This window comes from Streptomyces thermoalcalitolerans (assembly GCF_039525155.1).
In the GTDB taxonomy this organism is placed as follows: domain Bacteria; phylum Actinomycetota; class Actinomycetes; order Streptomycetales; family Streptomycetaceae; genus Streptomyces; species Streptomyces thermovulgaris.
Genome location: NZ_BAAAHG010000024.1, coordinates 1 through 24,559, shown reverse-complemented (window position 1 = coordinate 24,559; position 24,559 = coordinate 1). Strand labels below are relative to the sequence as shown.

Below are 24,559 nucleotides of genomic sequence, written 5' to 3'. Positions count from 1 at the left end.
CATGGCCGAGGCCGCGACACCCCGTCGCAGCCGTCTCACGCCCGAGCGCGAGGCCGAGCTGTACGAGGCCGTGCTCGAGCTGCTGCGTGAGGTCGGTTACGACGCCCTCACCATGGACGCCGTCGCCGCCCGCACCCGCTCCAGCAAGGCCACCCTCTACCGCCAGTGGGGCGGCAAGGCCGAGCTGGTGGTCAAGGCCGTCCGGCACAGCCATCCCACCCGGATCGAGGAGATCGACACCGGCACGCTCCGCGGCGACCTGCACGCCCTCGTGACCCAGGAGGACGACTGCACCATGCAGCGCAACGCCGCGCTGATGCGGGGCGTTGCCATGGCCCTCCACCACAACCCGGACCTGCTCCAGGCGTTCCGGGAACACCTGGTGGAGCCGGAGCTGGCCGAGTTCCGGCGGATGCTGCAGCGTGCCGTCGAGCGGGGCGAGATCCGGGCCGACTGCCCCGCACTGGACTTCCTGCTGCCCATGATGATCGGCGGATTCGTCACCAAGACGCTGCTGGACGACCAGCCGCCGACACGCACCTTCCTCACCTCGTACATCGACGCCGTGGTTCTCCCCGCCCTCGGCGTTCCCCCCGCCTGACCGTCCCCGTCCGCGCAGCACCTGATCAATCGAGCACCTGACGCCGCACCGCTCACGTCGTCGGGCTGATGACCCCTGCCCAGAAGAAATCACCACGACCTGACCGGGAGTACGTCACCGTGGCCACGTTCCTCCACAGACTCGGCCGGCTCGCCTTCCGGCGACGGCATGCCGTCGCTCTGATCTGGGTGGCGCTGCTCGCCCTCGCCGGTGCCGGCGCCGCCTCCGCGCCCGCCGTGGGCAACGCCTCCTTCTCCATCCCCGGCACCGAGGCACAGCGGGCCTTCGACCTGCTGGATCAGCGCTTCCCCGCCGCGAACGCCGACGGGGCGACCGCGCGCGTGGTGTTCAAGGCGCCGGACGGCGAGAAGATGACGGACGCCGGCCACAAGGCGACCGTGGGGAGGACCGTCGAGGAGCTGTCCGGCGGCCCGGAGGTCGCCTCCGTCACCGACCCCTACACCGCCGGGGCCGTCAGCCGGGACGGCACGATCGCGTACGCGTCGGTGAGCTACAAGGTCTCCGGGATGGAGCTGGAGGACTCCTCCCGCACCGCTCTCAAGACGGCCGCGCGGCACGCGCGGGAGGCCGGACTGACCGTGGAGATCGGCGGCGACGCCCTCTTCACCACCCCCGAGACCGGCACGGCGGAGATCTTCGGCATCGCGATCGCGGCCGTCGTCCTCGTCATCACCCTCGGCTCGCTGATCGCGGCCGGGCTGCCGCTGCTGACCGCGATCATCGGTGTCGGCATCGGCGTGGCGGTGATCACCGTCCTCGCCAAGCCCCTCGACCTGGGCTCCACCACCTCCATCCTGGCCACGATGATCGGCCTCGCGGTCGGCATCGACTACGCCCTGTTCATCGTCTCCCGCTACCGCGCGGAGCTCGCCGAGGGCCGTGAGCGCGAGGAGGCGGCGGGCCGGGCCGTCGGCACGGCCGGCTCCGCGGTGGTCTTCGCCGGTCTCACCGTGGTGATCGCCCTGGTCGGTCTGTCCGTGGTCAACATTCCGATGCTGACGAAGATGGGCGTCGCCGCGGCCGGCACGGTCGCCGTCGCCGTCCTCATCGCGCTCACGATGATCCCGGCGCTGCTGGGCTACGCGGGCCGCGCGATCAAGCCGGCCGGGGAGAAGGGCGAGAAGAAGCCGGCCCGGCCGAACATGGGCACGCGCTGGGCGAGCTTCGTCGTCCGCCGTCCCATCGCCGTCCTGCTGATCGGCGTGATCGGCCTGGGCGCTGCCGCGATACCGGCCTCCTCCCTCGAACTGGGTCTGCCCGACGACGGCTCCCAGCCGACCTCCACCACCCAGCGCCGCGCCTACGACCTGCTCTCCGAGGGCTTCGGCCCCGGCGTCAACGGCCCGCTCATGGTCGTGGTGGACGCGAAGGACAGCGACGACCCGAAGGCGTCCTTCAACCAGGTCACCGACGAGATCAAGGATCTCAAGGGCATCGTGACCGTGACCCCGGCGCAGCCCAACGAGGCCGGCGACACCGCGATCGTCACCGTCGTGCCCCGGTCCAAGCCGTCCTCGACCGCCACCGAGGACCTGGTGCACGCCATCCGCGGCGCGGGCGCGGACCTCGAGGACACGGCGGACGCCAAGGTCCTGGTCACCGGCGCCACGGCGATGAACATCGACATCTCGCAGAAGCTGAACGACGCGCTGCTGCCGTATCTGGCCCTGGTGGTCGGCCTCGCCTTCCTGCTGCTGATCGTGGTCTTCCGCTCGGTCCTCGTCCCGCTCAAGGCGGCGCTCGGCTTCCTGCTGTCGGTGCTGGCGGCGCTCGGCGCGGTGGTCGCGGTCTTCCAGTGGGGCTGGCTGGCCGGCCTGATGGGCGTGGAGGAGACCGGCCCGGTCATGTCGATGATGCCGATCTTCATGGTGGGCGTCGTCTTCGGTCTCGCCATGGACTACGAGGTGTTCCTCGTGACCCGGATGCGCGAGGCCTACGTCCACGGGGAGAAGCCCGGCCAGGCCGTGGTCACCGGCTTCCGGCACGGCGCCCGGGTGGTGACGGCCGCCGCGGTCATCATGATCGCCGTCTTCTCCGGGTTCATCGGCTCCAGCGACACGATGGTCAGGATGATCGGCTTCGGCCTGGCGGTCGCGGTGTTCTTCGACGCGTTCATCGTGCGCATGACGATCGTGCCCGCGGTCCTGGCCCTGCTGGGCCACAAGGCCTGGTGGCTGCCGCAGTGGCTGGACCGCGCCCTGCCCGACGTGGACGTGGAGGGCGAGGGCCTGCGCGCCGAACAGGACGCCCCGGCCGACGACCGGGCACTGGTACGGGCCTGAGCCGCGGCTTCGCCGAAAGACCGGCCGGTGAGGGTGCCATGGGGACGGCGCACCCTCACCGGCCTTGCCCCTGCGGGGAGTTGTCCGTCCCGCGGCCCGGTGCGACGGCCCGCTCCTTCCTGACTCCCCTGACGGGAAGAGATCGTCCTGACGGGAAAGGAGTGCCCGGCCGCGGCCTTTGGCGGTTAACCTGCCGCTCATGACCACGCCACCCGAGTCGGCGGCCCATCCCCGTTTCGCCGGGGCCCTGCGCGAGCGGGGACTTCAGGAGCTGATCGCCGAGGTCCGCCACTTCCCCGAGTCCACCCGGACCGCCACCGAGGCCGCCGCGGCCATCGGCTGCGAGCTGAGCCAGATCTGCAAGTCACTCGTCTTCACCGTATGGGGATCCCCCCTGCTCGAGCACGGCCGGGAGCCCGGGGAGGGAGAGCCCGGGGAGGGCGTGCCGGTCCTGGTCCTCGTGGACGGGGCCTCCCGTGTGGACCTCGAGCGCGTACGGGAGGAGTTCGGCGCCCGGAAGGTCACCCGGGCCGGGGCCGACGTCGTACGGGAGACCACCGGGTACGCCATCGGCGGCGTACCGCCCTTCGGGCACCGCACGCGGACGCGGGTGCTCGCCGACCGGGCACTGCTCGACCACGACGTGGTCTGGGCGGCCGCCGGAACCCCGTACACCGTCTTCCCGATGGATCCCAAGGAACTGGTCGCCCAGGCCGGCGGCACCCTCGTGGACATACGCGAGCGCACCCCGTGACCCCGGCCGTCACCGCGGCCGTGCTGCTCGCGGCGGTCACCCACGCCAGCTGGAACGCGATCGCCCACCGGATCACCGACAAACTGGTCGGGTTCACGCTCATCGCGGGCGGGGGCCTGCTGATCGGGCTGGCCATGGCGTCGTTCGTCCCGTTCCCGGCACCCGGCGCATGGCCGTACCTGTTGGCCTCGGCGGTCGTCCACATCGTGTACTACGCCCTGCTGATGAAGTCCTTCCGGCTCGGCGACTTCGGGCAGGCCTATCCGATCGCGCGCGGCACCGCGCCGCTCGTCGTCACCGTGCTCGCGGCCGTCTTCGCGCACGAGGTGCCCGACGGCCGGACGGCCACGGGCATCGCCCTGTCCTGCGCCGGTCTGACCGGTGTCGCCCTGTGGGGCCTGCGCGGACACCGGCCGAACTGGGCGGCGATCGGCGCCGCGCTGGCGACGGGGCTGTCCATCGCGGTGTACACGGTCGTCGACGGGCTCGGGGTACGCGCCGCGGGGTCGTCCCTCGGATACATCGCCTGGCTGATGGTGGTCCAGGGCGCGGTGATCCCGGCGTACGCGGTGTGGCGCCGGCGCGGACGCACGGCGGCCGTGCTGCGGCCCCACGCCGCACTCGGGCTGCTCGGGGCGGTCCTGTCCGTGACGGCGTACGCGCTGGTGCTGTGGGCGCAGACCCGGGCGGAACTCGCACCGATCGCCGCCCTGCGGGAGTCGTCGGTCGTCGTCGGCGCCGCGATCAGCGCGGTGTTCTTCAAGGAGCGCTTCGGAGTGCCGCGCATCGCGGCCGCGGGACTGCTGGTCGTCGGGATCGGGCTGATGCTGCACGCGGGATAGGCCGGTTTCCCGGCCGGGCAGGGCCGGCTCCCCGGTGGTGTCAGGGCCGGCTCTCCGGCGGTGTCAGGGCCGGTTCCCCGGGCTCCTTGGATGCACGAGCGCCGTGGGAGGAGCACCCTGGAATCAGGTGTTCCGGAGGTGATCGTCATGATGAAGACGGCAGTGGGATGGCATGTCGAGATGGAGTTCAAGGAGGACGACCAGCACACCCGGGCGGTGGCGATGGTCCGGCTGCCCGACGGCAGCGAGATCCGGGCGCACGGACGGGCCACCAGGCACCACACCGATGCGAATCAGCCCCGGGTCGGCGAGGAGATCGCCGGGGCGAGGGCCCTGAACGAGCTCGCCATGCAGCTCCTGTCCAAGGCACACACCGAGATCGACGAGGCGTCGGGCCGCACGTCGCAGCCCATCCACCTCTGACGCGGCGGGAGTTCTGCCGCATGCGAAGGCCTCGTCCGGCGAATGCCGGCCGGGGCCCGGCGCGGGTCCCGGCCGGCATCCGGGCACTGCCGGTCAGGAGCGCCGTACGGCCGCCTCCGCGCGCTCCGTCAGCCGCCACAGCTCCTCGCGCAGCCGTACGGCCTCCGCCGCGCCGACCCCCGTCGTCGTCAGCAGCGTGCCGGGCACGCGCGCCGCACGCTCCCGGAGTTCCTCCCCGCGCCCGGTGACCGTCACGAGCACCGAGCGCTCGTCGCGCGCCGCACGCTCCCGGCGCACCAGCCCCGCCGCCTCCAGCCGTTTCAGCAGCGGCGAGATCGTGCCGTAGTCCAGGTGCAGCGCCGCGGCCAGGTCCTTCACCGTGCTCTCCCCCCGCTCCCACAGCACCAGCAGCACCAGGTACTGGGGGTAGGTGAGACCCAGCTCGTCGAGAAGCGGCCGGTACACGGCCGTCACCGCGCGCTGGGCGGTGTACAGCGCGAAGCACAGCTGGTCGTCCAGCAGCAGCGACCCGGCGGGTCCTTCGTGGTCGTGGCGCGTCACGCGCCCATTGTCACGGACCGCGGATCGAAGCCGAAGGGCAGCTCCAGGCGGTGGGCGCGCAGCAGCGCGTCGTCGGAGAGCAGTTCGCCGGTCGGGCCGTCCGCCACGATCACCCCGTCGCTCAGGATCAGCGAGCGCGGGCACAGCTCCAGCGCATACGGCAGATCGTGGGTGACCATGAGCACCGTCACGTCCAACGAGCGCAGGAGGTCGGCCAGTTCGCGGCGCGAGGCCGGGTCGAGGTTGGAGGAGGGCTCGTCCAGGACCAGGATCTCCGGCTCCATGGCGAGGACGGTCGCCACGGCGACCCGGCGGCGCTGGCCGAGGGAGAGGTGGTGCGGCGGACGGTCGGCGAACTCCCGCATGCCGACCCGCTCCAGGGCGGTGTGCACCCGCCGCTCCAGCTCCGGGCCCTTCAGCCCGGCCGCCGCCGGCCCGAAGGCCACGTCCTCCCGTACGGTCGGCATGAACAGCTGGTCGTCCGGGTCCTGGAAGACGATGCCGACCTTCTGCCGGATCGTGGCCAGGTTCTTCTTCCCGACCGGCAGCCCGGCCACCCGCACCGTGCCGGTGCCGCCGCTCAGGATGCCGTTCAGATGCAGCACGAGGGTGGTCTTCCCGGCGCCGTTCGGGCCGAGCAGTGCCACCCGTTCCCCGCGCTCGATGCGGAAGTCCACGCCGAACAGGGCCTGGTGGCCGTCGGGGTAGGCGAAGGCGAGGCCGGAGACCTCCAGGGAGACTGTCATAGCGTCCATCCCAGCAGACAGACCACGAGCGCCGCACCGGGGAGGGCCAGGGCGTACGACCACTGCGCCCGGGACGCGGTCACCTCGTCGATGACCGGCATGGAACCGGCGTACCCCCGGCTCACCATGGCCAGATGGACCCGCTCCCCGCGCTCGTAGGAGCGGATGAACAGCGCGCCCGCGGACTTGGCGAGCACGCCCCAGTGCCGGATGCCGCGCGCCTCGAAGCCGCGCGACTCCCGGGCGATCCGCATCCGCCGCATCTCGTCGGCGATGACGTCGCCGTAGCGGATCATGAAGGAGGCGATCTGCACCAGCAGCGGGGGGAGCTTCAGGCGCTGCAGGCCCAGCAGCAGCTCCCGCGGCTCGGTGGTGGCGGCGAGCAGGACGGAGGCGGCCACGCCCAGGGTGCCCTTGGCGAGCACGTTCCAGGCGCCCCACAGGCCGTTCACGCTCAGCGACAGCCCGAGGACGTCCACCCGCTCGCCCTCCGCCACGAACGGCAGCAGCACCGCGAACGCGACGAACGGCACCTCGATCAGCAGCCGCTTGAGCAGGAAACCGGCGGGCACGCGGGCCGCCGAGGCGACGGCCGCGAGCAGGACGGCGTACAGGGCGTACGCCCACATCGCCTCCCGCGGGGTCGACACCACGACCAGGACGAAGGCGAAGACCGCGGTGAGCTTGGTGTGCGGGGGCAGCGCGTGCACGGGGGAGTTCCCGTGCACGTACAGCCGCTGCGTTCCTCCCCCGCCGGGCGCGTGGGCGGTGCTTCCGTTCGCTCCCATGTCAGACGGCCCGGGACCCGGAGGAGTCCGAGGACGTGGCGGACCCGGCGGAGCCGGAGGTCCCGGTGGATTCAGGGATCTCTCCGGGTCCGGGGATCCCGGTGGGCTCGGCGGCGGCCGTACGGCGCCTGCGGACCGCCCAGAAGACGCCGCTGCCCGCCACGACGGTCACCCCGACGCCGATCACGCCCGCGAGCCCGCCGGACAGCCGTTCGTTCGCGACGTCCTTCACGCCGTAGTCGGCGAGCGGGGAGTCGGCGTAGGCGTGCTCCTTCTCCGCCTTGTCGATGCCGTGGTCCTGGGCGACCCTCTCCAGCCCGTCGGGGTCGGCGGAGGCGTAGAAGCTGACGAAGCCGGCGAGCACGAGGGACGTGACCAGACCGGAGATCCACAGCGTGCGGTGGGAGCGTGCCCCGGCGGGGGCGGGCTCCGGCTCCGGGGCGGCCGGCGCATCGACGAGTTCCCCGTTCACCCGCAGCTTCAGGCGCTGCCGGAGGTCGCGCGCGCCGTACACCAGGTCCGGGCGCACGGCGATGACGGCGCCGACGGTCAGCGCGGTGATCACGGCCTCGCCGATGCCGATGAGGACGTGCACGCCGACCATGGCGGTGGCGACCTTGCCGATCGCGACCTCGGTGGTGCCGCCGACCGCGTAGAGCAGCGTGAAGGCGAGGGCGGAGGCCGGCACGGAGACGAGGGCGGCGACGAAGGAGGCGGCCGTGACCGTGCGGCGGCCACGCGGAAGCACCTTCACCAGGCCGCGGAAGACGGCGTAGGCGACGACCGCGGTGACGACCGCCATGAGGGTGATGTTGACGCCGAGCGCGGTCAGTCCGCCGTCGGCGAAGAGGAGGCCCTGGATGAGCAGGACGACCGAGACGCACAGGATCCCCGTACAGGGGCCCACGAGTATCGCGGCCAGTGCCCCGCCGAGGAGGTGGCCGCTGGTTCCGGCCGCGACGGGGAAGTTGATCATCTGTGCGGCGAAGACGAACGCCGCGACAAGACCGGCCAGCGGCGCGGTCCGCTCGTCGAGCTCCCGGCGCGCACCGCGCAGACTGAGGGCGACGGCACCGGCGGCGACGACTCCGGTGACGGCGGACGTGGGCGCGTTGATGAATCCGTCAGGCACATGCACCGCTCAATGGTGTGGCTTGTTGCAACCTCTTCGCAAGAGCGAGGAAGTTGTGTGTGGGTGCGTGTGTGCGATGTCATGCCGGGATTCGAGGAGTTATGGGGGGTGTATTTCGGGAAATACGGGGCATGAGGGGCGGGTGGACGCATCGCAGGATGCGGCTCGCGCGCAGGCGGCACGACGTAAGGGGTTGTCCGATGCCGGTAGTCGAGGAGTACGCACGCGCCCACATACTCACGGACGACGACCAGAACGACCAGGAGGACGTCGCCGTGCAGGTCGTCCTGCGCTACGACCCCCTGGTGGACCCGCGCGAGGTGCGGATCGGTCTGCCCGGTACGTACGAGCGGGCCTTTCCCCGGTCGCTTCTCGAGCAGGGACTGCGCGCCCCGGCCGGTGCCGGTGAGGTGCGGGTGTGGCCGTGCGGACGGGCGCAGAGCGTGATCGAGCTGCACTCCGCGCAGGGGGTTTCGGTGGTGCAGTTCGAGACCAGGACCCTGCTCAGGTTCCTGCGGCGGGTCCACAGGGCGGCTGCGGCGGCAGCGGCGGCGGCCGTCCACGGCTGACGGCCGCCGCCGTCCGCTGAGGGGCCCGGCGCGCTCAGCCGCCCGCCTTCAGCAGGGACGCCACGATCGGGCCCGCCGTCTCGCCGCCGGTGCCGGCCGCCTGGACGACGGCCGCCGCGGCGAGATCACCGCGGTAGGCGATGAACCAGCCGTTGGGCTTCTTCTGGTTGTCGACCTCGGCGGAGCCGGTCTTCGCGCCGAAGTCCGGTCCGAGGCCGGCCATGGCCTCGGCGGCGGTGCCGGCCGCGGCCGTGTACTGCATCAGACCGCGCAGCTGGGACAGCGCGGACGGGGAGATCGTGCGGGAGGCCGTGGCGAGCTTGCGGTTGTCGACGGACGGCGGGACCAGGTAGGGCTGACGGAAGGTGCCCTCCTTGACCGTCGCGGCCACCGACGCCATGGTCAGCGGGTTCATCCGGACCCCGCCCTGGCCGATGAGCGACGCGGCCATCGGGGCCGCCGACTGCACCGGGACCGCGCCGTCGAAGGTCGGCACGCCGACCGCCCAGTTGTCCAGGCCCAGGCCGAAGACCTGCTGGGCGTGCTGGGTCAGGTCGGAGTTCTTCAGTTTCTCCGCCTGGCTGATGAAGGCCGTGTTGCAGGAGCGGGCGAAGCTCGCCTTGAACGTGCCGTTCTTGATCTCGAACTTCTTGTAGTTGTGGAACTTCCAGCCGCCGTAGGTGAACGTCTTCGGACAGGGATGCGGCTTGTCGGCGGAGGCCAGGCCCTTCTCTATGAGCAGCGACGCGGTGACGACCTTCATCGTGGAGCCGGGGGCGAGGGAGCCCTGGAAGGCGGTGTTGAAGTTGTGGTTGCTGTTCGCCACGGCGAGGATCTCGCCGGTCGACGGACGCACCACGACCACCGAGGCCCGCTTCCTGCGGGCCACCTCCCGCTCGGCCGCGGCCTGCAGGGACGGGCTCAGCGTCGTCCTCACCGTGCCCGGTGTGCCCTCGCTCAGCTCCAGGAGCGTCTTGTCGGACAGCTCCGCCTTCTTCGACTCCTCGCCGCGGACGACCCGCAGCTCCACGCCCGCCGTGCCGCCCGCCGTCTTGCCGTACTTCTCCCGCAGCCCGTCCAGGACCGGGCCCAGTGACGGGTACGTGTCGGTGGTCAGCTCGTTGCCGTTCCGGTCCAGGGCCTTGACCGGCGGGGTGCCGGCCTCGCCGGTGACCAGGGTGTCGCCGTCCCGCAGATCGGGGTGGACGACGGCGGCGTGCCAGTCGACGACCGGCTCGCCGTCCGAGGCACGCCGGACGACGGTCAGCTCGCTGTCGTACGTCAGCGGCTTGGTCTGTCCCTGGTACGACACCGTCGCCTGCACGGAGAACGGCACCTTGGCGCCCTTGGGGGTGCCCGGGGTCAGCGTGACGTCCTTCAGATGCGCGTCCTTGGCGTAACCGGTCAGCAGGGCGCCGGCCGCCGCGGAGTCGCTCGTCGCGGCCGCCGCCTCGGCGTGCCTGCCCTCCTGCCAGGCGGTCAGGAACCGTGTGGCCGCGGTCTGCACCTCGTCCGCCGACAGCGGGCCGCTCTTCACCGCCTTGCGGGTCTGCGCAGAGGTCTGCGTCTGGCTTCCGGCCGTGGAGTCACCGCTGTACAGCGCGTAGGCGCCGACACCCGCGCCGACGGCCACCACGGCGATCACCCCGCCGATCACGGCGGGGGACGTCGCCCTCCGCCGCTCGCCTTGTCGCTCGGTGACGCGTCTTCTCTTGCCCACTGCGTTCCGTCCTTCGCGATTGCCTGGGGCCGTCCCCACTGCCCTCACCCGCCGCACGCTTCACAGCGCCGGCATCACCCTAGAGTCTGCCTCCCGGCTCCGTCCGGGGGCGGCGGGGGGTCACGGACCGCCCCAACTCCCCGGCGGGCGGGGGCATCTCGGCACCGCTGTGGTAGGGGACCGAGGGCCGGCTGGGCGGAGCCGGGGGCCGGTCGGCGAGGGGCTGTGGAGCAGCCGGTGCGGGGGCCGGTGGACCGGCCGGGAGGCTCAGCCGCCCGCGCGCAGGACGGCCGCCACGATCGGGCCCGCCGCGTCGCCGCCGCGACCGCCCTGCTGGGCCATGGCGGCAGCCGCCAGGTCGTTCCGGTAACCGGTGAACCAGCTGTCGGACCTGGCCTGGCCGTCCACCTCCGCGGAACCGGTCTTCGCGCCGATGCTGCCGCTCAGACCCGCCATCGCGGCGGCCGCGGTACCGCTGGTGGCGGTGCGGTGCATCATCCGCCGCAGCTGGGCGACCGTGCCCGGTGACAGACCCCGGGCCCGGGCCAGCGGGCGGTCGTCGAGCGACGGCGGGACGACGACCGGCTGGCGGAAGGTGCCGGTCATCGCGGTGGCCGTCACCGACGCCATGGTCAGCGGGTTCATCTGGACCTGGCCCTGGCCGAGGAGATCGGCCGCGGTGTCCGGGCCGCCGGAGGCGGGCACCGAGCCGTCGAAGGACGGGACACCGACCTTCCAGTCGTCCCGGCCGAGCCCGAAGCGCTCCTCGGCCTCCCGGGTCAGGGAGTCCACCTCGAGCTCGTCCGCGTACTTCACGAACGCCGTGTTGCAGGAGCGGGCGAAGCTCTCCGAGAGGGTGGCGTTCTCGTCGGGGACCATGCCCTTCAGGTTGCGGAAGGTCTGGCCCTGCCACATCGCCGTGTCGGGGCAGGGCGCCGGTCCGTCCGCCGTGGTGATCCCGTTGTCGATGAGCGTCGCCGCGCTGACGATCTTCATGGTGGAGCCGGGCGCGAGCCGGCCGAGGAAGGCGGCGTTGAAGCCGTCGGCGCGGTGGTTGGCGACCGCGAGGATCTCGCCGGTGGACGGCTTCACGGCGACCACGGACGACTCGGCGTGATTCCGCACGGCCTGCTCGGCCGCCGCCTGCACCCGCGCGCTGATGGTCGTGGGCAGCTTGCCCGGCCGCCCCTTGGCGAGGGTGATCAGCGGGGTCTCGGCGGCACCGGAGTCCTGGTGCCGTATGCGCAGCTCGACCGCGGGCGTGCCGCCCGCCTTGTCACCGTACTTCTCCCGCAGCTCGTCCAGAATCGGCCCGAGGGAGGGGTACTCGTCCCGGGTCAGCACGGTGCCGTCGCGGTCGACGGCCTCGATCGGCGGCGCCGCCGACTCACCCGTGACGAGCGTGTCGCCCTTCTTCAGCTCGGGGTGCACCACCGACGGGTCCCAGTCGACCAGCGGCCGGTGCGTGGTGACGCCGCGCACGACGGTCAGCTTGCTGCGATAGGCGAGAGGCTTCGACGTCCCGCCGTAGGACACGGTCGCCTCGACGGAGAAGGGCACGGTGGTCCCGGAGACCGCCCCGGGCGTGATCCGCACGTCGGTGATGTGCGCCTCGTTGCCATAGGCGGTGAGCAACTGCCCGGCCGCCTCGGGGAAGTTCGTGTACGACGCGGCCGTCTCCGCCTCGCCCTTCTCCCAGGCCGCGAAGAACTTCGCCGACGTCTCCCTCACCTCGTCCCCGCTCGGCGGCCCGGTCCTGACCTGCGCCGGGCGGCCTGTCGGGTTGTGCAGGGCGGACACCAGGGTGAAGGCCCCGTACCCGGCCCCGCCCATCAACGCGGCGAACACACCGCCGACCACGACGACTTTCGCCCCCTTGCGCATACCGCGCCCCCCTTCGAAGGGTCATCGACTCTAGGGGGTCACGGGGGGACCTGTGGGCCCTGTTCCCGGATGTTGTCCGAACAGAGATCGGCCGGCTGACCCACACCCACGTATCCAGCCACATCCGCGCCCGCCAGTCGTCGATCGGGATGGGGATGCCGGTGTACAGGGGCCAGAAGTGGACGGAGTGCTGCCGAGGAGCTGAGTCAGCGGCCTGACCAGCGCACTCGTGATGCCCCGCCAACTGAACTTCCCCTGTGAGTCATCTTGGGGCTGTGATCACGGTTAGTTGAAAGCTCCATCGCCCATACAGCTATTGCACGACCAGGAGGTCCAGCGTGATAGGCCCACACCCCAAACGGGCTGCCAGATCTGAAACCGCTGCACGCACATAGGGGTAAACCGCCATTTGTACGGTAGTTCGCCCGAATGCGGCAAGTTCTTCATCGCTTGCATCCCCATCTGGCGTGCCCTCTTCCGGAAAGTCGAAGAGGGCGCCCACATGAAGGCCGATTTGCAGGGCGTCTTTGTCGCCTGAGCCCTTGATGGTGAGATCGTGCTCGAAGCGGTACAGCAGGCGGCCCTCCGAACGTCCCACCGAAAGCTTCGTCGCGAGTTCTTCCAGGGGTTGAAGTTCGTCGGCGGCTTCTGCGTCGAGCACCTTTGCGTGCACCTCAAGAACTCTGATGCCTGAGAGGCGAGCTCGTTTGGCCACGCTGTGTGCCTGCTTCTGCTGATCTTCTGTTACCTCTAGAACGAAGGGCATAGCGTTCCGCCTCAACCAGCAGTTCGCGAAGCCAGCGATTCAGTCTGCGTCTGGCGTCGCACATTCCAGTAGGAAACCCAGTCGACACTTGGGCGATGAGATCCTCTACGGCTTTGAAAGTCGGTGCTCACCATTTGCGCTGCTGTGATCTCGTAGAACTCGGAGCGCACATGCTGGTCTCGCGGCATCGTGCCCCATCGGACAAGCCATGCGTCTACGATGGCCATTTCGTCCCGGCTGAGATAGTGCTCAGGATCGCCGATTCCCGGAATGTTCCGGCGAAGCCATTCGTTGACGACGCCCCATTCCCAGATTCTTTTCCCATTAGGGGCGCCCAGCGGTGTTGGGAATGCTTCCCCCTTGCGGCGTTCACCGTGAATGATTTGACGAATGCTTTCCCTGCTGCGGCCGGTTCGGCGAGCGATCTCCGAGGCGTCGACCAGATCGCGATCCATGCGGCAGACGACGACGTCGAGCCTACGCTGAAGCTCCATCGCCGCATGCTTGGCGGCACTTACTCCGTTGTCGTGACCGTCCATATACATGGTGATGAGGAAGCGCCCGAAAGAATCAGCGACTGTTCCGTCGAAGTGATCGTAGAACGCTGCCTCGACAGCGGCTACGTCGCACGGCGGCTGCACCTCAAAGCCGAGGGCGTAGGTCGTCATCGGCGCTCCCCCTCTGGTCGATGGACCTGTTGACGGCTGTCAACGCCATCGTACCCCAGTACTGGGCCGTTAAGCGCGATGTCAAGCCACAGATCGCTTTTTGCTTCGGGGATCGTCATCAGGGAGTGGACAGGTTCTCGCCTGCCGCAGCAGGTCGCGAGCGTGCCGCTCCGGGACTCGTGGTGTGCCGCTGACGGGGATGCGGTGGCAGCCGGCGTCGCAGATGAGACTGCCCCAATGTCCGCCCTTGTGCAGTGACCAGCCACCGCCGGACATGATTTCTTCAAGGGCTTCGCGCACAACCTTGTACTGATGGCTGCGCGGCAGTAGCTCTTCCCCCACCCAATGTCCCCCTGGTGTGCATTGAGGTCGCTAAACGACACACGCCGGGGCAAGGTTACACCTAGTGACGAGAGTTGACTCTCTCGTACGAGCTCTTTAGCCCGTATGAGTCATCTGGCCTACCTGCGCACTGCCGAGTACTGGTGCGGACTCTCCGCTTCTTGGACGAGATATGGACGACCTGGAGGTTCAAGCGGCCGACCAACGCCATTCGCGCTGGTCAGTGCGGAGAATAAGTGCGCTGTTTGCAGAAGACTGTAAATCTGCAGCGGGGCCGTCTCTGGGCCGTCCGAGGGTGGCCAACAGCGATCACTGACGACCAACAAGGACCGTGATGGCCCGGCCGGCTGGCCGGGCCATCACGGTGCATCAGTCCAGCTAAACCCACGTATCCAGCCACATCCGTGCCCGCCAGTCGTCGATCGGGATGGGGATGCCGGTGTACAGGGGCCAGAAGTAGATGAAGTTCCAGGCGATCAGCAGGACCAGGACCCCCGCGCCGGCCGCGCCCGTGACGCGGCGGGTCTCCGTGGAGCCGGGCGGGCCGATGATCGCGCCGATCAGCATCGCCACCGCGAGGCAGAGGAACGGCAGGAAGACGATGGCGTAGAAGAAGAAGATCGTGCGCTGCTGGTACAGGAACCAGGGCAGGTAGCCGGCCGCCACACCGCAGGCGATGGCGCCCGCGCGCCAGTCGCGGCGGAAGAACCACCGCCACAGCACGTACACCAGCGCCGCGCAGGCCGCCCACCACAGCAGGGGGGTGCCGAGGGCGAGGACCTCGCGGGCGCACTTGTCGGCCGTGTCCGCCGGGCAGCCGTCGTTGCCGGGGGAGGGGGACTCGTAGAAGTACGACACCGGGCGGCCGTTGACGAGCCAGCTCCACGGGTTGGACTGGTAGGGGTGCGGTGAGGACAGGCCGACGTGGAACGTGTAGACCTGGTGCTCGTAGTGCCACATGCTGCGCAGCCAGTCCGGCAGGAACGTCCAGTTGCCGCCGCGGCCGGCCTTCGTCGCCCAGTCGCGGAAGTAGCCGCCGGTGCCGTCGGCGGGGGAGAGGATCCAGCCGATCCAGGAGACCAGGTAGACGGTGAGCGCGACCGGGACCGTGGCCAGGAACGCCAGGCCCAGGTCCTGCTTCAGCACCGCCAGGTACGGATGCCGGGCGCCGGCCACCCTGCGGGAGCCGACGTCCCACAGCACGGTCATCACACAGAACGCGGCCATGATGTACAGGCCGTTCCACTTGGTGGCGAACGCCAGGCCCAGCATGAGGCCCGCCGCCCAGCGCCACGGGCGTGGGCCCAGACGGGTCGTCTCGGCCGTGTGCGCGTCGGGCCGGACCCGGCCGTCGGCGCCGGCCGGGAGCGCGGCGGCGAGTTTCGCCCGGGCCCGGTCGCGGTCGATGAGCAGACAGCCGAAGGCGGCCAGCACGAAGAACGTCAGCACGCCGTCGAGCAGCGCGGTCCGGCTCATCACGAAGTGCAGGCCGTCCACGGCCATGAGCGCGCCCGCCAGACAGCCCAGGAAGGTCGAGCGGAACAGCCGCCGGCCGATCCGGCACAGCATCAGCACGGACAGCGTGCCGAGCAGGGCCGTCATGAACCGCCAGCCGAACGGGTTGAACCCGAAGACCAGCTCCCCCAGGCCGATCACGTACTTGCCGATCGGCGGATGCACGACGTACGACGCGTGCGAGGGGACGGGGACGTCGCCGCCGGTCTTCAGGATCAGGTTGTTGACGTTCTTGTCCCAGGAGACCTCGAAGCCGCGGTGGACGATCGCCCACGCGTCCTTGGCGTAGTACGTCTCGTCGAATATCACCGCCTTCGGGCTGCCCAGGTTCCAGAACCGCAGGACGCCCGCCAGCAGCGTGACCAGCAGGGGACCGCCCCAGCCCGACCAGCGGACGATCCGGTCGGCGAGCGTGCGCGGGATGCCGAGGGCCGCCCACAGGCGTGGGCCGGGCCGGGTGAACGGCGGCACCAGACGGTCGCGGACGTCGCTTGCGGGCCCCGCCGCATGGCCGAAGCGGCGCAGCCGCTGCTGCCACGACGGCTGTTGGTCGTACGGGGCCAGGGCCTGCCGGGTGTCCGTGGAGGACGCGGTACTGGTCACCGCGCCATCGTAGGGAACCATGCCGCGGGAGTCCCGCTCATGGCCGGTACCGGCCGGATACGTCCGTGTTGCAGGGGGCTTGAGAGGATGGGGCATGTGACTGGAACCCTGGTTTTGGCGGGCACTCCCATCGGTGACGTCCAGGACGCACCGCCCCGGCTCGCCGAGGAACTGGCCGGCGCGGACGTGGTCGCCGCCGAGGACACCCGGCGCCTGCGCCGGCTCGCACAGGCGCTCGGCGTCACCCCCAAGGGGCGCGTCGTGTCGTACTTCGAGGGCAACGAGTCCGCCCGTACGCCGGAGCTGGTCGAGGAACTGCTCGGCGGCGCACGCGTGCTGCTGGTGACGGACGCGGGCATGCCGTCGGTGTCCGACCCCGGCTACCGGCTGGTCGCGGCGGCCGTCGAGAAGGACGTGCGGGTGACGGCCGTACCGGGGCCGTCCGCCGTGCTCACCGCGCTCGCGCTGTCCGGGCTGCCCGTCGACCGGTTCTGCTTCGAGGGATTCCTGCCGCGCAAGGCGGGCGAGCGGCTGTCCCGGCTGCGGGAGGTCGCCGGCGAGCGGCGCACGCTGGTCTACTTCGAGGCCCCGCACCGGCTCGGCGACACGCTCGCCGCGATGGCCGAGGTGTTCGGCGACCGGCGGCGGGCCGCCGTGTGCCGGGAACTGACCAAGACCTACGAGGAGGTACGGCGCGGCGGGCTCGGGGAGCTGGCCGCCTGGGCCGCCGAGGGGGTGCGCGGCGAGATCACCGTCGTGGTCGAGGGGGCACCCGAGACAAGGGGCGGGGAGGTCGGCGCCGAGGAGCTGGTGCGGCGGGTACGGGCGCGCGAGGAGGCCGGCGAGCGGCGCAAGGAGGCCATCGCGGCGGTCGCGGCCGAGGCCGGGGTGCCCAAGCGGGAGGTGTTCGACGCGGTGGTCGCCGCCAAGCACGCGAAGGAGGCGTGAGGCGCACAAGCGGGTGCGCCGCGTGCGCCGTGCGGAGGCGGTGAGGTGCGGGGGACGCGAGAAGGGCGCCGCACGGGGCGGCGGACGGGGGAGCAGCGGGAGCAGTGAACGGGGCGGTCTCCCCGGCATCCCCCTGTCACCGGGTTCGTATGCACCGGGTTCGTAGGATCGGAGCATGCCTTCCACCGCCGACAAGAACACGGCGCCCCCGCTTCCGGAACCGCTCCGGACACCGGTCGCCGACTCCCACACCCACCTCGACATGCAGTCCGGCACCGTCGAGGAAGGCCTGGCCAAGGCCGCCTCCGTGGGAGTGACGACGGTCGTCCAGGTCGGCTGCGACCTCAAGAGCTCGCAGTGGGCGGCCGAGACGGCGGCGGCGTACGAGAGCGTCCACGCCGCGGTCGCCCTGCACCCGAACGAGGCCCCGCGCATCGTGCACGGCGACCCCGACGGATGGTCCCGGCAGGGACCCCGCGAGCCGGGCGGGGACGCGGCGCTGGACGAGGCGCTGGCCGGGATCGACCGGCTGGCCGCGCTGCCCCAGGTCAAGGGCGTCGGCGAGACCGGGCTCGACTACTTCCGCACCGGCCCCGAGGGCAAGGAGGCGCAGGAGCGGTCCTTCCGCGCCCACATCGAGATCGCCAAGCGGCACAACAAGACCCTCGTCATCCACGACCGCGAGGCCCACGCCGACGTGCTGCGCATCCTCAAGGAGGAGGGCGCCCCCGAGCGGACGGTGTTCCACTGCTACTCCGGGGACGCGGAGATGGCCGAGGTGTGCGCCCGCGCGGGCTACTACATGTCCTTCGCCGGCAACGTCACCTTCAAGAACGCCCAGAACCTGCGGGACGCCCTCGCCGTCGCCCCGCTGGAGCTGGTCCTCGTGGAGACCGACGCGCCCTTCCTGACCCCAGTGCCGTACCGCGGACGGCCCAACGCGCCGTACCTCGTTCCGGTCACGGTGCGTGCGATGGCCGCCGTACGGGGCATCGACGAGGACACGCTGGCGGCGGCACTGGCAGCGAACACGGCACGGGCATTCGACTACGCACAGTAGCTGAGCCGCTTTGGAGGGTGACGATCCCTCCGCTAGCTTCTGGCACCGTGAACAACTCGCCGTACGAGCCCCTCGGGACACACGAGCCCCACCGGACGCACGACGCCCTGACGCCGCCGCACGGAGCTCATGAGGTGCCGTACCCCGGCCCCCGCCGGCCCGCCGCCCATGAGCCCGCCCCGCCGGTGCTGCCCCGCCAGAGGGGTGGAGGAGGCCGGCGGCGCAGGGCGCGGCACACCGGACGGCGCCCGGAGGCGGGGGTGCGCCGGCTGCTGCCGCGCGCGCTGATCGTGGCGTGCCTGGCGGGCGGGACCACGGCGTTCGTCGCCAAGGACAAGGAGGTCGAGCTCGACGTCGACGGCCACAGACGCACCCTGCACACCTTCGCCGACGACGTGTCCGGGCTGCTGGCCGACGAGGGCGTGCGGCTCGGACCGCACGACGTGGTGGCGCCCGACCCCGACGCGCCGCTCACCGACGGTGACGAGATCGCCGTGCGCCACGGGCGGCCGGTCCGGCTCACGCTCGACGGCTACCCCCACGAGGTGTGGACGACGGCACGCACGGTGGAGGAGATGCTCCGGGAGCTGGGCGTGCGCGTGGAGGGCGCCTATGTGTCGGTCCCGCGCTCCCGGCCCATCGGCCGTGCGGGGCTCGCGCTCGAGGTGCGCACCGAGCGCTCGGTGACCGTGCTGGCGGACGGCCGGGCACGCACCGTCCGCACGCATGCGGCGACCGTACGGGAGGCGGTGGAGGCGGCCGGGGTCACGCTGCGGGGCCAGGACACCACGTCCGTGCCGCCGGACAGCTTCCCGCGCGACGGGCAGACGATCACCGTGCTGCGGATCACCAGGAGCCGGGAGGTCCGCGAGGAACCGATCCCCTTCACCGTACGGCGCATCCCCGACCCCTCCCTGTTCACGGGGACGGAGGTCGTCGAGCAGCCCGGGGAACCAGGCGTGCGCCGGGTCACCTACGTGCTGCGCACCGTCAACGGCGTGCGGCAGCGCCCGCGGCTGGTGACGTCCGAGGTCGTGCGCGAGCCACGCACCCGGATCGTGAAGGTGGGCACCCGGACCCGCCCGCGGTCCGTGCGGGGCGCCGACCACCTGAACTGGAAGGCCCTGGCCCAGTGCGAGTCCGGCGGCCGGCCGGACGCGGTGGACCCCTCGGGGACCTACGGCGGCCTCTACCAGTTCGACACCGAGACCTGGCACCGGCTCGGCGGCAGGGGCCGCCCCCAGGACGCGTCGGCGGAGGAACAGACGTACCGGGCCAAGATGCTGTACACGCGCCGGGGCACGAGCCCCTGGCCCCACTGCGGCGACCGCCTGCACACCTAGCAGCACACCCGGCAGCCCCGCACACCCGGTCCACACCCGGCCCGCACCTGGGCCCGCGCACCCCCACCGCGCGGCCCCGTACCCTTATGGCCGTGACCAGCCCCACCTCCGACGCCCTCCTGGGCCCCGCCGACATCCGCGAACTGGCGGCAGCCCTGGGCGTACGCCCCACCAAACAGCGCGGCCAGAACTTCGTGATCGACGCCAACACGGTCCGCCGCATCGTCCGCACCGCCGACGTCCGCCCCGAGGACGTGGTCGTCGAGGTCGGCCCGGGGCTCGGCTCCCTCACCCTCGCCCTGCTGGAGGTCGCCGACCGCGTCACCGCCATCGAGATCGACGACGTGCTCGCCGCCGCGCTGCCCGCGACCATCGCCGCCCGCATGCCGGACCGCGCCGGCCGTTTCGCGCTGGTCCACCGCGACGCCCTGCACGTCACCGAGCTGCCGGGCCCGGCCCCCACCGCGCTGGTCGCGAACCTCCCCTACAACGTGGCCGTCCCGGTCCTGCTGCACATGCTCGACACCTTCCCCAGCATCGAGCGCGCCCTCGTCATGGTGCAGGCGGAGGTCGCCGACCGGCTCGCGGCGGAGCCCGGCTCGAAGGTGTACGGCGTGCCGTCGGTCAAGGCGGGCTGGTACGCCGAGGTCAAGCGGGCCGGTGCCATCGGCCGCACCGTCTTCTGGCCGGCGCCGAACGTCGACAGCGGACTGGTGTCGCTGGTCCGGCGCACGGAGCCGGTCAGTACCACGGTCACCAAGGACGAGGTCTTCGCCGTCGTCGACGCGGCCTTCGCCCAGCGCCGCAAGACCCTGCGGGCCGCGCTCGCCGGCTGGGCCGGGTCGGCGGCGGCAGCGGAGGCGGCACTTATCGCCGCCGGGGTGTCGCCGCAGGCCAGGGGGGAGTCGCTGACCGTGGAGGAGTTCGCACGGATCGCCGAGGCCGCACCGTCGCGGAGGACGGCCCCCGCATCCCCACAAGAGGAGCCCAGGAACCAGTGAGCGTCACCGTCCGCGTCCCGGCCAAGGTCAACGTCCAGCTCGCCGTGGGCGCCGCGCGTCCCGACGGCTTCCACGACCTGGCGAACGTCTTCCTCGCGGTCGGCCTGTACGACGAGGTCACGGTCACCGAGGCCGACGAGCTGCGGGTGACCTGCGCGGGCCCGGACGCCGGCCAGGTCCCCCTGGACCGTACGAACCTCGCCGCCCGTGCCGCGCTCCTCCTCGCCGAGCGCCACGGCCGCAGCCCCGCTGTGCACATCCACATCGCCAAGGACATCCCAGTCGCCGGCGGCATGGCGGGCGGCAGCGCGGACGGCGCCGGCGCCCTGGTGGCCTGCGACGCGCTGTGGGGCACGAACGCCTCGCGTGAGGAACTCCTCGATCTCTGCGCCGAGCTGGGCAGCGACGTGCCGTTCAGCCTGGTCGGCGGGGTGGCGCTGGGCACCGGACGCGGGGAGAGGCTCAGGCCGCTGGAGGCCGGCGGCACCTTCCACTGGGTGTTCGCGATGGCCGACGGCGGGCTGTCCACCCCGGCGGTGTTCCGCGAGTTCGACCGGCTCACCGAGGGCGTGAGCATCCCCGAGCCGACCGCCTCCGACGACCTTCTGGCCGCCCTGGCGAAGGGCGACGCCCACGCGCTCGCGGACACTCTCTCCAACGACCTTCAGCCCGCCGCGCTGTCCCTGCGCCCCTCCCTCGCGGACACGCTCGCGGCAGGCCGCGCGGCAGGGGCCCTGGCGGGACTGGTCTCCGGCTCGGGGCCGACGACGGCGTTCCTGGTGGAGGACGCCGAGTCGGCGTCCGCGGTGGCCAAGGCGCTGCAGACGTCGGGGACGTGCAGGTCGGTACGGACCGCGGCGGGTCCGGTGCCGGGGGCGACGGTGATCTGATCGACGGTGATCTGACCTGAGGGGTCAGGGGCGCCCTTCCATCGTGGTCAGGTCGATGTCGAGGGAGGAAGGCTTGTCGACCTTGATCCGGTCGCGGTGCATGCCCATGTGTACGTAGGACCTCGTGAGCGGGTCGAGTTCATAGACGTGCACGACGGGCCCGCCGGTGGTTCCGTTCTGCTCGACGCGCCAGAAGTCGGGGATGCCCGCGGCGGCGTACTTCTGCGGTTTGGTCGTACGGTCGCGGGATTCCGAGTCCGGAGAGACGACCTCCACCGCGAGCAGGACGTCCTTGGCCTGAAAGCTGGTCTGATCCAGTCCGGTGACCGCGTCGGCCCGGACCACGCTGATGTCGGGTTCGGGGCCGTTGCGGCTGTCGAGGACGACGGTCATCCCCCGTTCGACACTGAACTCCGGTCCGAGAGAGCCGCGCAGCCCGCTGACCAGCACATCGATCACAAGAGAGTGGAAACGGCGCTGCGGACTCACAAAAACCAGACTCCCGTCGATCAGTTCGGTGTGCGGCGGGAGATCCGGCAGGGTGAACAGGTCGTCCACGGTGTAGCCGTCCGGCGGCGGCACCGGCCAGGTGTGGCGGTGCTCTACGGGCTCGGCGGTCATGGTTCCTCCCATGGACGGGATCCTGCTGCCTGTCCCCACGGTAAAGGCCCATTTCCCCTCACATCACCACATGGGGTGACCCTCCCCTCGCGCGTCACCCCCGCCTGCGCAGGTCCTACGCTGGAAGGCCGACCGACCGACCCCGTGCACAGGAGTGAAATGGCCGTCAATCTGGTCAATGTCGAGAACGTCAGCAAGGTGTACGGCACGCGTGCCGTGCTCGACGGCGTCTCGCTCGGCGTGTCCGAAGGTGACCGGATCGGGGTCGTCGGGCGCAACGGTGACGGCAAGACCACGCTGATCCGGGTGCTGTCCAAGCTGGAGGAGGCCGACACCGGGCGGGTCACGCACATGGGCGGACTGCGGCTCGGGGTGCTCACGCAGCACGACTCGCTCGACCCCGAGGCGACCGTGCGGCACGAGGTCCTCGGGGACCTGGCCGACCACGAGTGGGCGGGCGACGCCAGGATCCGCGACGTTCTGACCGGGCTGTTCGGCGGGCTGGACCTGCCCGGCTTCCCCCAGGGACTGGACACCGTCATCGGACCGCTGTCCGGCGGTGAGCGGCGGCGCATCGCGCTGGCCAAGCTGCTCATCGAGGAGCAGGACCTGATCGTGCTCGACGAGCCCACCAACCACCTCGACGTCGAGGGCATCGCCTGGCTCGCCCGGCATCTGAACGCCCGCCGCTCGGCACTGGTGTGCGTCACCCACGACCGGTGGTTCCTGGACCAGGTGTGCACCCGCATGTGGGACGTGCAGCGCGGGACCGTGCACGAGTACGAGGGCGGCTACTCCGACTACGTCTTCGCCCGCGCCGAGCGCGAGCGCATCGCCGCCGCCGAGGAGGCCAAGCGGCAGAACCTGATCCGCAAGGAGCTGGCCTGGCTGCGCCGCGGCGCCCCCGCCCGGACCTCCAAGCCGCGCTTCCGCATCGAGGCCGCCAACGAGCTGATCAAGGACGTGCCGCCGCCGCGGGACAGCAGCGAGCTGATGAGGTTCGCCTCCTCGCGGCTGGGGAAGACGGTCATCGACCTCGAGGACATCACCGTGCAGGCCGGGCCCAAGGTGCTGCTCAAGCACGTCACCTGGCAGCTCGGGCCGGGCGACCGGGTCGGCATCGTCGGGGTCAACGGCGCCGGGAAGACCTCCTTGCTGCGGGCCATGGCCGAGGCCGTGCGGACCCAGGGCGAGGAGCAGCCCGCCGACGGGCGGATCGTCGTCGGGAAGACCGTGAAACTGGCGTATCTCTCCCAGGAGGTCGCCGAACTCGACCCGGACTGGCGGGTCCTGGAGTCCGTGCAGCGGGTGCGTGAGCGCGTCGACCTCGGCAAGGGACGGGAGATGACCGCCGGACAGCTGTGCGAGAAGTTCGGCTTCACCAAGGAGAAGCAGTGGACGCCGGTGGGCGACCTGTCCGGCGGTGAGCGGCGCCGGCTGCAACTGCTGCGCCTGCTCATGGACGAGCCCAACGTCCTCTTCCTCGACGAGCCCACCAACGACCTCGACATCGAGACCCTCACCCAGCTCGAGGACCTTCTCGACGGCTGGCCCGGCTCGATGGTCGTCATCTCCCACGACCGGTTCTTCATCGAGCGCACCACCGACACCGTGTACGCCCTCCTCGGCGACGGCACGCTGCGGATGCTCCCGCGCGGCATCGACGAGTACCTGGAGCGGCGGCAGCGGATGGAACAGCGGGCGGCCGCCGCCCTGGCCCCGGCACCCGCCGCCGAGAAGGCCGGCACGGAGAAGACGGGAAAGCCGGGAAAGCCGGGGAAGACGGGGAAGCCGGAGAAGAGCGCCGCCGAACTGCGCGCCGCCAAGAAGGAATTGCAGCGGATCGAACGGCAGCTGGACCGCATCTCCGAGAAGGAGGCCGTTCTGCACGCCCAGATCGCCGAGCACGCCACCGACTTCGCGAAGGTGGCCGAACTCGACGCCGAGCTGCGCGCGCTGACCGGCGAGCGGGAGGAACTGGAGATGCGGTGGCTGGAACTCGCCGAAGACGTACAGGGCGGATGAGCGCAGGCGCGTGCGCCGTGTGAAGGGCGCGTGGAGGCGTATAACAAGCGCGTCACAGGCCGGTCCTCCCTTGGGAACACTTGGAAACAGCGGTCCGCGCGGGCCGGTGGACTGTCATGGGCGGGTGATAGGAAGGGAGACGTTTGAGAGCTTTCCGAACCTGGCTCTGGGCCCGCCACGTGCCCCAGGGCATGGCGAGAAATCAGTGGATCGAGGGGGGAACGCGCTGATGACCCAGCCGCCCAACCAGCCGCCGCAGGGCGGCTTCGGAGCACCGCAGGACCAGCCGCAGCAGCCGCAGGAGCAGCAGGCCGCGCAGCAGCCGCCGGCCGGCGGCTTCGGGCCCCCTCCGCAGACGCCGCCCGCCCAGGGCGGCTTCGGCGCCCCCCAGAACCCGGGCCAGGGCTCGGGCCAGGACACGCCTCCGCCCCCGGCCCAGCCCCCGCAGACCCCG

At 71.3% G+C, this 24,559-nt stretch carries 22 protein-coding genes and 1 pseudogene; 13 read left to right on the top strand and 10 right to left on the bottom strand.

Annotated elements, in window-relative coordinates; translation table 11 throughout:
- Window position 1: 1 nt before the first annotated feature.
- From ABD224_RS15710 to ABD224_RS15690, 5 genes are all read left to right on the top strand, one after another.
- Window positions 2-601 (top strand): TetR/AcrR family transcriptional regulator, encoded by a 600-nt coding sequence (locus ABD224_RS15710; RefSeq protein ID WP_344050255.1) that lies wholly within the window; start codon window positions 2-4, stop codon window positions 599-601.
- A 119-nt stretch (window positions 602-720) separates the two neighbouring features.
- Complete coding sequence (locus tag ABD224_RS15705; RefSeq protein ID WP_344050202.1) at window positions 721-2,904, top strand: MMPL family transporter; 2,184 nt, start codon at window positions 721-723, stop codon at window positions 2,902-2,904.
- 199 nt (window positions 2,905-3,103) lie between these two features.
- On the top strand, window positions 3,104-3,658 hold the full coding sequence (locus ABD224_RS15700; protein WP_344050201.1) for a YbaK/EbsC family protein: 555 nt from the start codon (window positions 3,104-3,106) through the stop codon (window positions 3,656-3,658).
- On the top strand, window positions 3,655-4,500 hold the full coding sequence (locus tag ABD224_RS15695; protein ID WP_344050200.1) for a DMT family transporter: 846 nt from the start codon (window positions 3,655-3,657) through the stop codon (window positions 4,498-4,500). Before ABD224_RS15700 ends, ABD224_RS15695 begins: the two co-directional genes overlap by 4 nt.
- 147 nt (window positions 4,501-4,647) lie before the next feature.
- Window positions 4,648-4,923, top strand: coding sequence for a DUF1876 domain-containing protein (locus tag ABD224_RS15690; RefSeq protein WP_344050198.1), 276 nt, complete (start codon window positions 4,648-4,650; stop codon window positions 4,921-4,923).
- A gap of 93 nt (window positions 4,924-5,016) precedes the next feature.
- On the opposite strand, the gene ABD224_RS15685 is transcribed toward ABD224_RS15690, so the two are convergent.
- The 4 genes from ABD224_RS15685 to ABD224_RS15670 are packed head-to-tail and all read right to left on the bottom strand — an operon-like array spanning window position 5,017 to window position 8,156.
- Entirely contained in the window at window positions 5,017-5,484 is a 468-nt protein-coding gene (locus ABD224_RS15685; protein WP_344050197.1) for a MarR family winged helix-turn-helix transcriptional regulator, read from the bottom strand.
- Window positions 5,481-6,230 carry an energy-coupling factor ABC transporter ATP-binding protein gene (locus ABD224_RS15680; RefSeq protein ID WP_344050196.1) on the bottom strand — a complete coding sequence of 250 codons (750 nt, stop codon included), beginning with the start codon at window positions 6,228-6,230 and terminating at the stop codon, window positions 5,481-5,483. The genes ABD224_RS15685 and ABD224_RS15680 overlap by 4 nt, the downstream gene beginning before the upstream one ends.
- A complete protein-coding gene (gene cbiQ, locus ABD224_RS15675; protein ID WP_344050195.1) occupies window positions 6,227-7,018 on the bottom strand; it encodes a cobalt ECF transporter T component CbiQ in 792 nt (263 codons plus the stop codon). Before cbiQ ends, ABD224_RS15680 begins: the two co-directional genes overlap by 4 nt.
- A 1-nt stretch (window position 7,019) precedes the next feature.
- Window positions 7,020-8,156, bottom strand: coding sequence for an energy-coupling factor ABC transporter permease (locus ABD224_RS15670; RefSeq protein ID WP_344050194.1), 1,137 nt, complete (start codon window positions 8,154-8,156; stop codon window positions 7,020-7,022).
- 194 nt (window positions 8,157-8,350) lie between these two features.
- On the opposite strand from ABD224_RS15670, the gene ABD224_RS15665 reads away from it, so the two are divergent.
- Window positions 8,351-8,719, top strand: coding sequence for an SsgA family sporulation/cell division regulator (locus ABD224_RS15665; RefSeq protein ID WP_344050193.1), 369 nt, complete (start codon window positions 8,351-8,353; stop codon window positions 8,717-8,719).
- A 34-nt stretch (window positions 8,720-8,753) separates the two neighbouring features.
- Here ABD224_RS15665 and ABD224_RS15660 read toward each other — a convergent pair whose 3' ends face one another.
- From ABD224_RS15660 to ABD224_RS15640, 5 genes are all read right to left on the bottom strand, one after another.
- Entirely contained in the window at window positions 8,754-10,439 is a 1,686-nt protein-coding gene (locus ABD224_RS15660) for a penicillin-binding transpeptidase domain-containing protein (RefSeq protein WP_344050192.1), read from the bottom strand.
- Between the two features lie 267 nt (window positions 10,440-10,706).
- A complete protein-coding gene (locus tag ABD224_RS15655; RefSeq protein ID WP_344050191.1) occupies window positions 10,707-12,323 on the bottom strand; it encodes a penicillin-binding transpeptidase domain-containing protein in 1,617 nt (538 codons plus the stop codon).
- Between the two features lie 313 nt (window positions 12,324-12,636).
- On the bottom strand, window positions 12,637-13,089 hold the full coding sequence (locus ABD224_RS15650; protein ID WP_344050190.1) for a hypothetical protein: 453 nt from the start codon (window positions 13,087-13,089) through the stop codon (window positions 12,637-12,639).
- An 11-nt stretch (window positions 13,090-13,100) separates the two neighbouring features.
- Window positions 13,101-13,757 carry a hypothetical protein gene (locus ABD224_RS15645; RefSeq protein ID WP_344050189.1) on the bottom strand — a complete coding sequence of 219 codons (657 nt, stop codon included), beginning with the start codon at window positions 13,755-13,757 and terminating at the stop codon, window positions 13,101-13,103.
- Between the two features lie 720 nt (window positions 13,758-14,477).
- Window positions 14,478-16,217 (bottom strand): dolichyl-phosphate-mannose--protein mannosyltransferase, encoded by a 1,740-nt coding sequence (locus ABD224_RS15640; protein ID WP_344050188.1) that lies wholly within the window; start codon window positions 16,215-16,217, stop codon window positions 14,478-14,480.
- 96 nt (window positions 16,218-16,313) lie between these two features.
- Between ABD224_RS15640 and rsmI the strand changes: the two genes are divergently transcribed.
- The 5 genes from rsmI to ABD224_RS15615 all read left to right on the top strand — a co-directional run bounded on the left by rsmI (window position 16,314) and on the right by ABD224_RS15615 (window position 21,459).
- Window positions 16,314-17,165: a 16S rRNA (cytidine(1402)-2'-O)-methyltransferase gene (rsmI, locus tag ABD224_RS15635; protein ID WP_344050187.1), complete on the top strand. Its 852-nt coding sequence runs from the start codon at window positions 16,314-16,316 to the stop codon at window positions 17,163-17,165.
- A 175-nt stretch (window positions 17,166-17,340) separates the two neighbouring features.
- Entirely contained in the window at window positions 17,341-18,225 is an 885-nt protein-coding gene (locus tag ABD224_RS15630; RefSeq protein WP_344050186.1) for a TatD family hydrolase, read from the top strand.
- Window positions 18,226-18,272: 47 nt separating this feature from the next.
- The gene (locus ABD224_RS15625) at window positions 18,273-19,568 is read left to right on the top strand and encodes a resuscitation-promoting factor (RefSeq protein ID WP_344050185.1); all 1,296 of its coding nucleotides are present in this window, start codon (window positions 18,273-18,275) and stop codon (window positions 19,566-19,568) included.
- A 92-nt stretch (window positions 19,569-19,660) separates the two neighbouring features.
- Window positions 19,661-20,569, top strand: a complete 909-nt coding sequence (rsmA, locus tag ABD224_RS15620) for a 16S rRNA (adenine(1518)-N(6)/adenine(1519)-N(6))-dimethyltransferase RsmA (protein WP_344050184.1) — start codon at window positions 19,661-19,663, stop codon at window positions 20,567-20,569.
- Window positions 20,566-21,459 carry a 4-(cytidine 5'-diphospho)-2-C-methyl-D-erythritol kinase gene (locus tag ABD224_RS15615; protein ID WP_344050183.1) on the top strand — a complete coding sequence of 298 codons (894 nt, stop codon included), beginning with the start codon at window positions 20,566-20,568 and terminating at the stop codon, window positions 21,457-21,459. Before rsmA ends, ABD224_RS15615 begins: the two co-directional genes overlap by 4 nt.
- 24 nt (window positions 21,460-21,483) lie before the next feature.
- Here the strand turns inward: ABD224_RS15615 and ABD224_RS15610 are convergent, their stop codons facing one another.
- Window positions 21,484-22,080, bottom strand: coding sequence for a Uma2 family endonuclease (locus tag ABD224_RS15610; protein WP_344050182.1), 597 nt, complete (start codon window positions 22,078-22,080; stop codon window positions 21,484-21,486).
- A 159-nt stretch (window positions 22,081-22,239) separates the two neighbouring features.
- Here ABD224_RS15610 and ABD224_RS15605 point away from each other — a divergent pair, with 159 nt between their 5' ends.
- Together ABD224_RS15605 and ABD224_RS15600 are read left to right on the top strand one after the other, a co-directional pair.
- On the top strand, window positions 22,240-24,105 hold the full coding sequence (locus ABD224_RS15605) for an ABC-F family ATP-binding cassette domain-containing protein (RefSeq protein ID WP_344050181.1): 1,866 nt from the start codon (window positions 22,240-22,242) through the stop codon (window positions 24,103-24,105).
- 229 nt (window positions 24,106-24,334) lie between these two features.
- Window positions 24,335-24,559, top strand: a pseudogene (locus ABD224_RS15600) (outer membrane protein assembly factor BamB family protein); the annotation flags it as partial.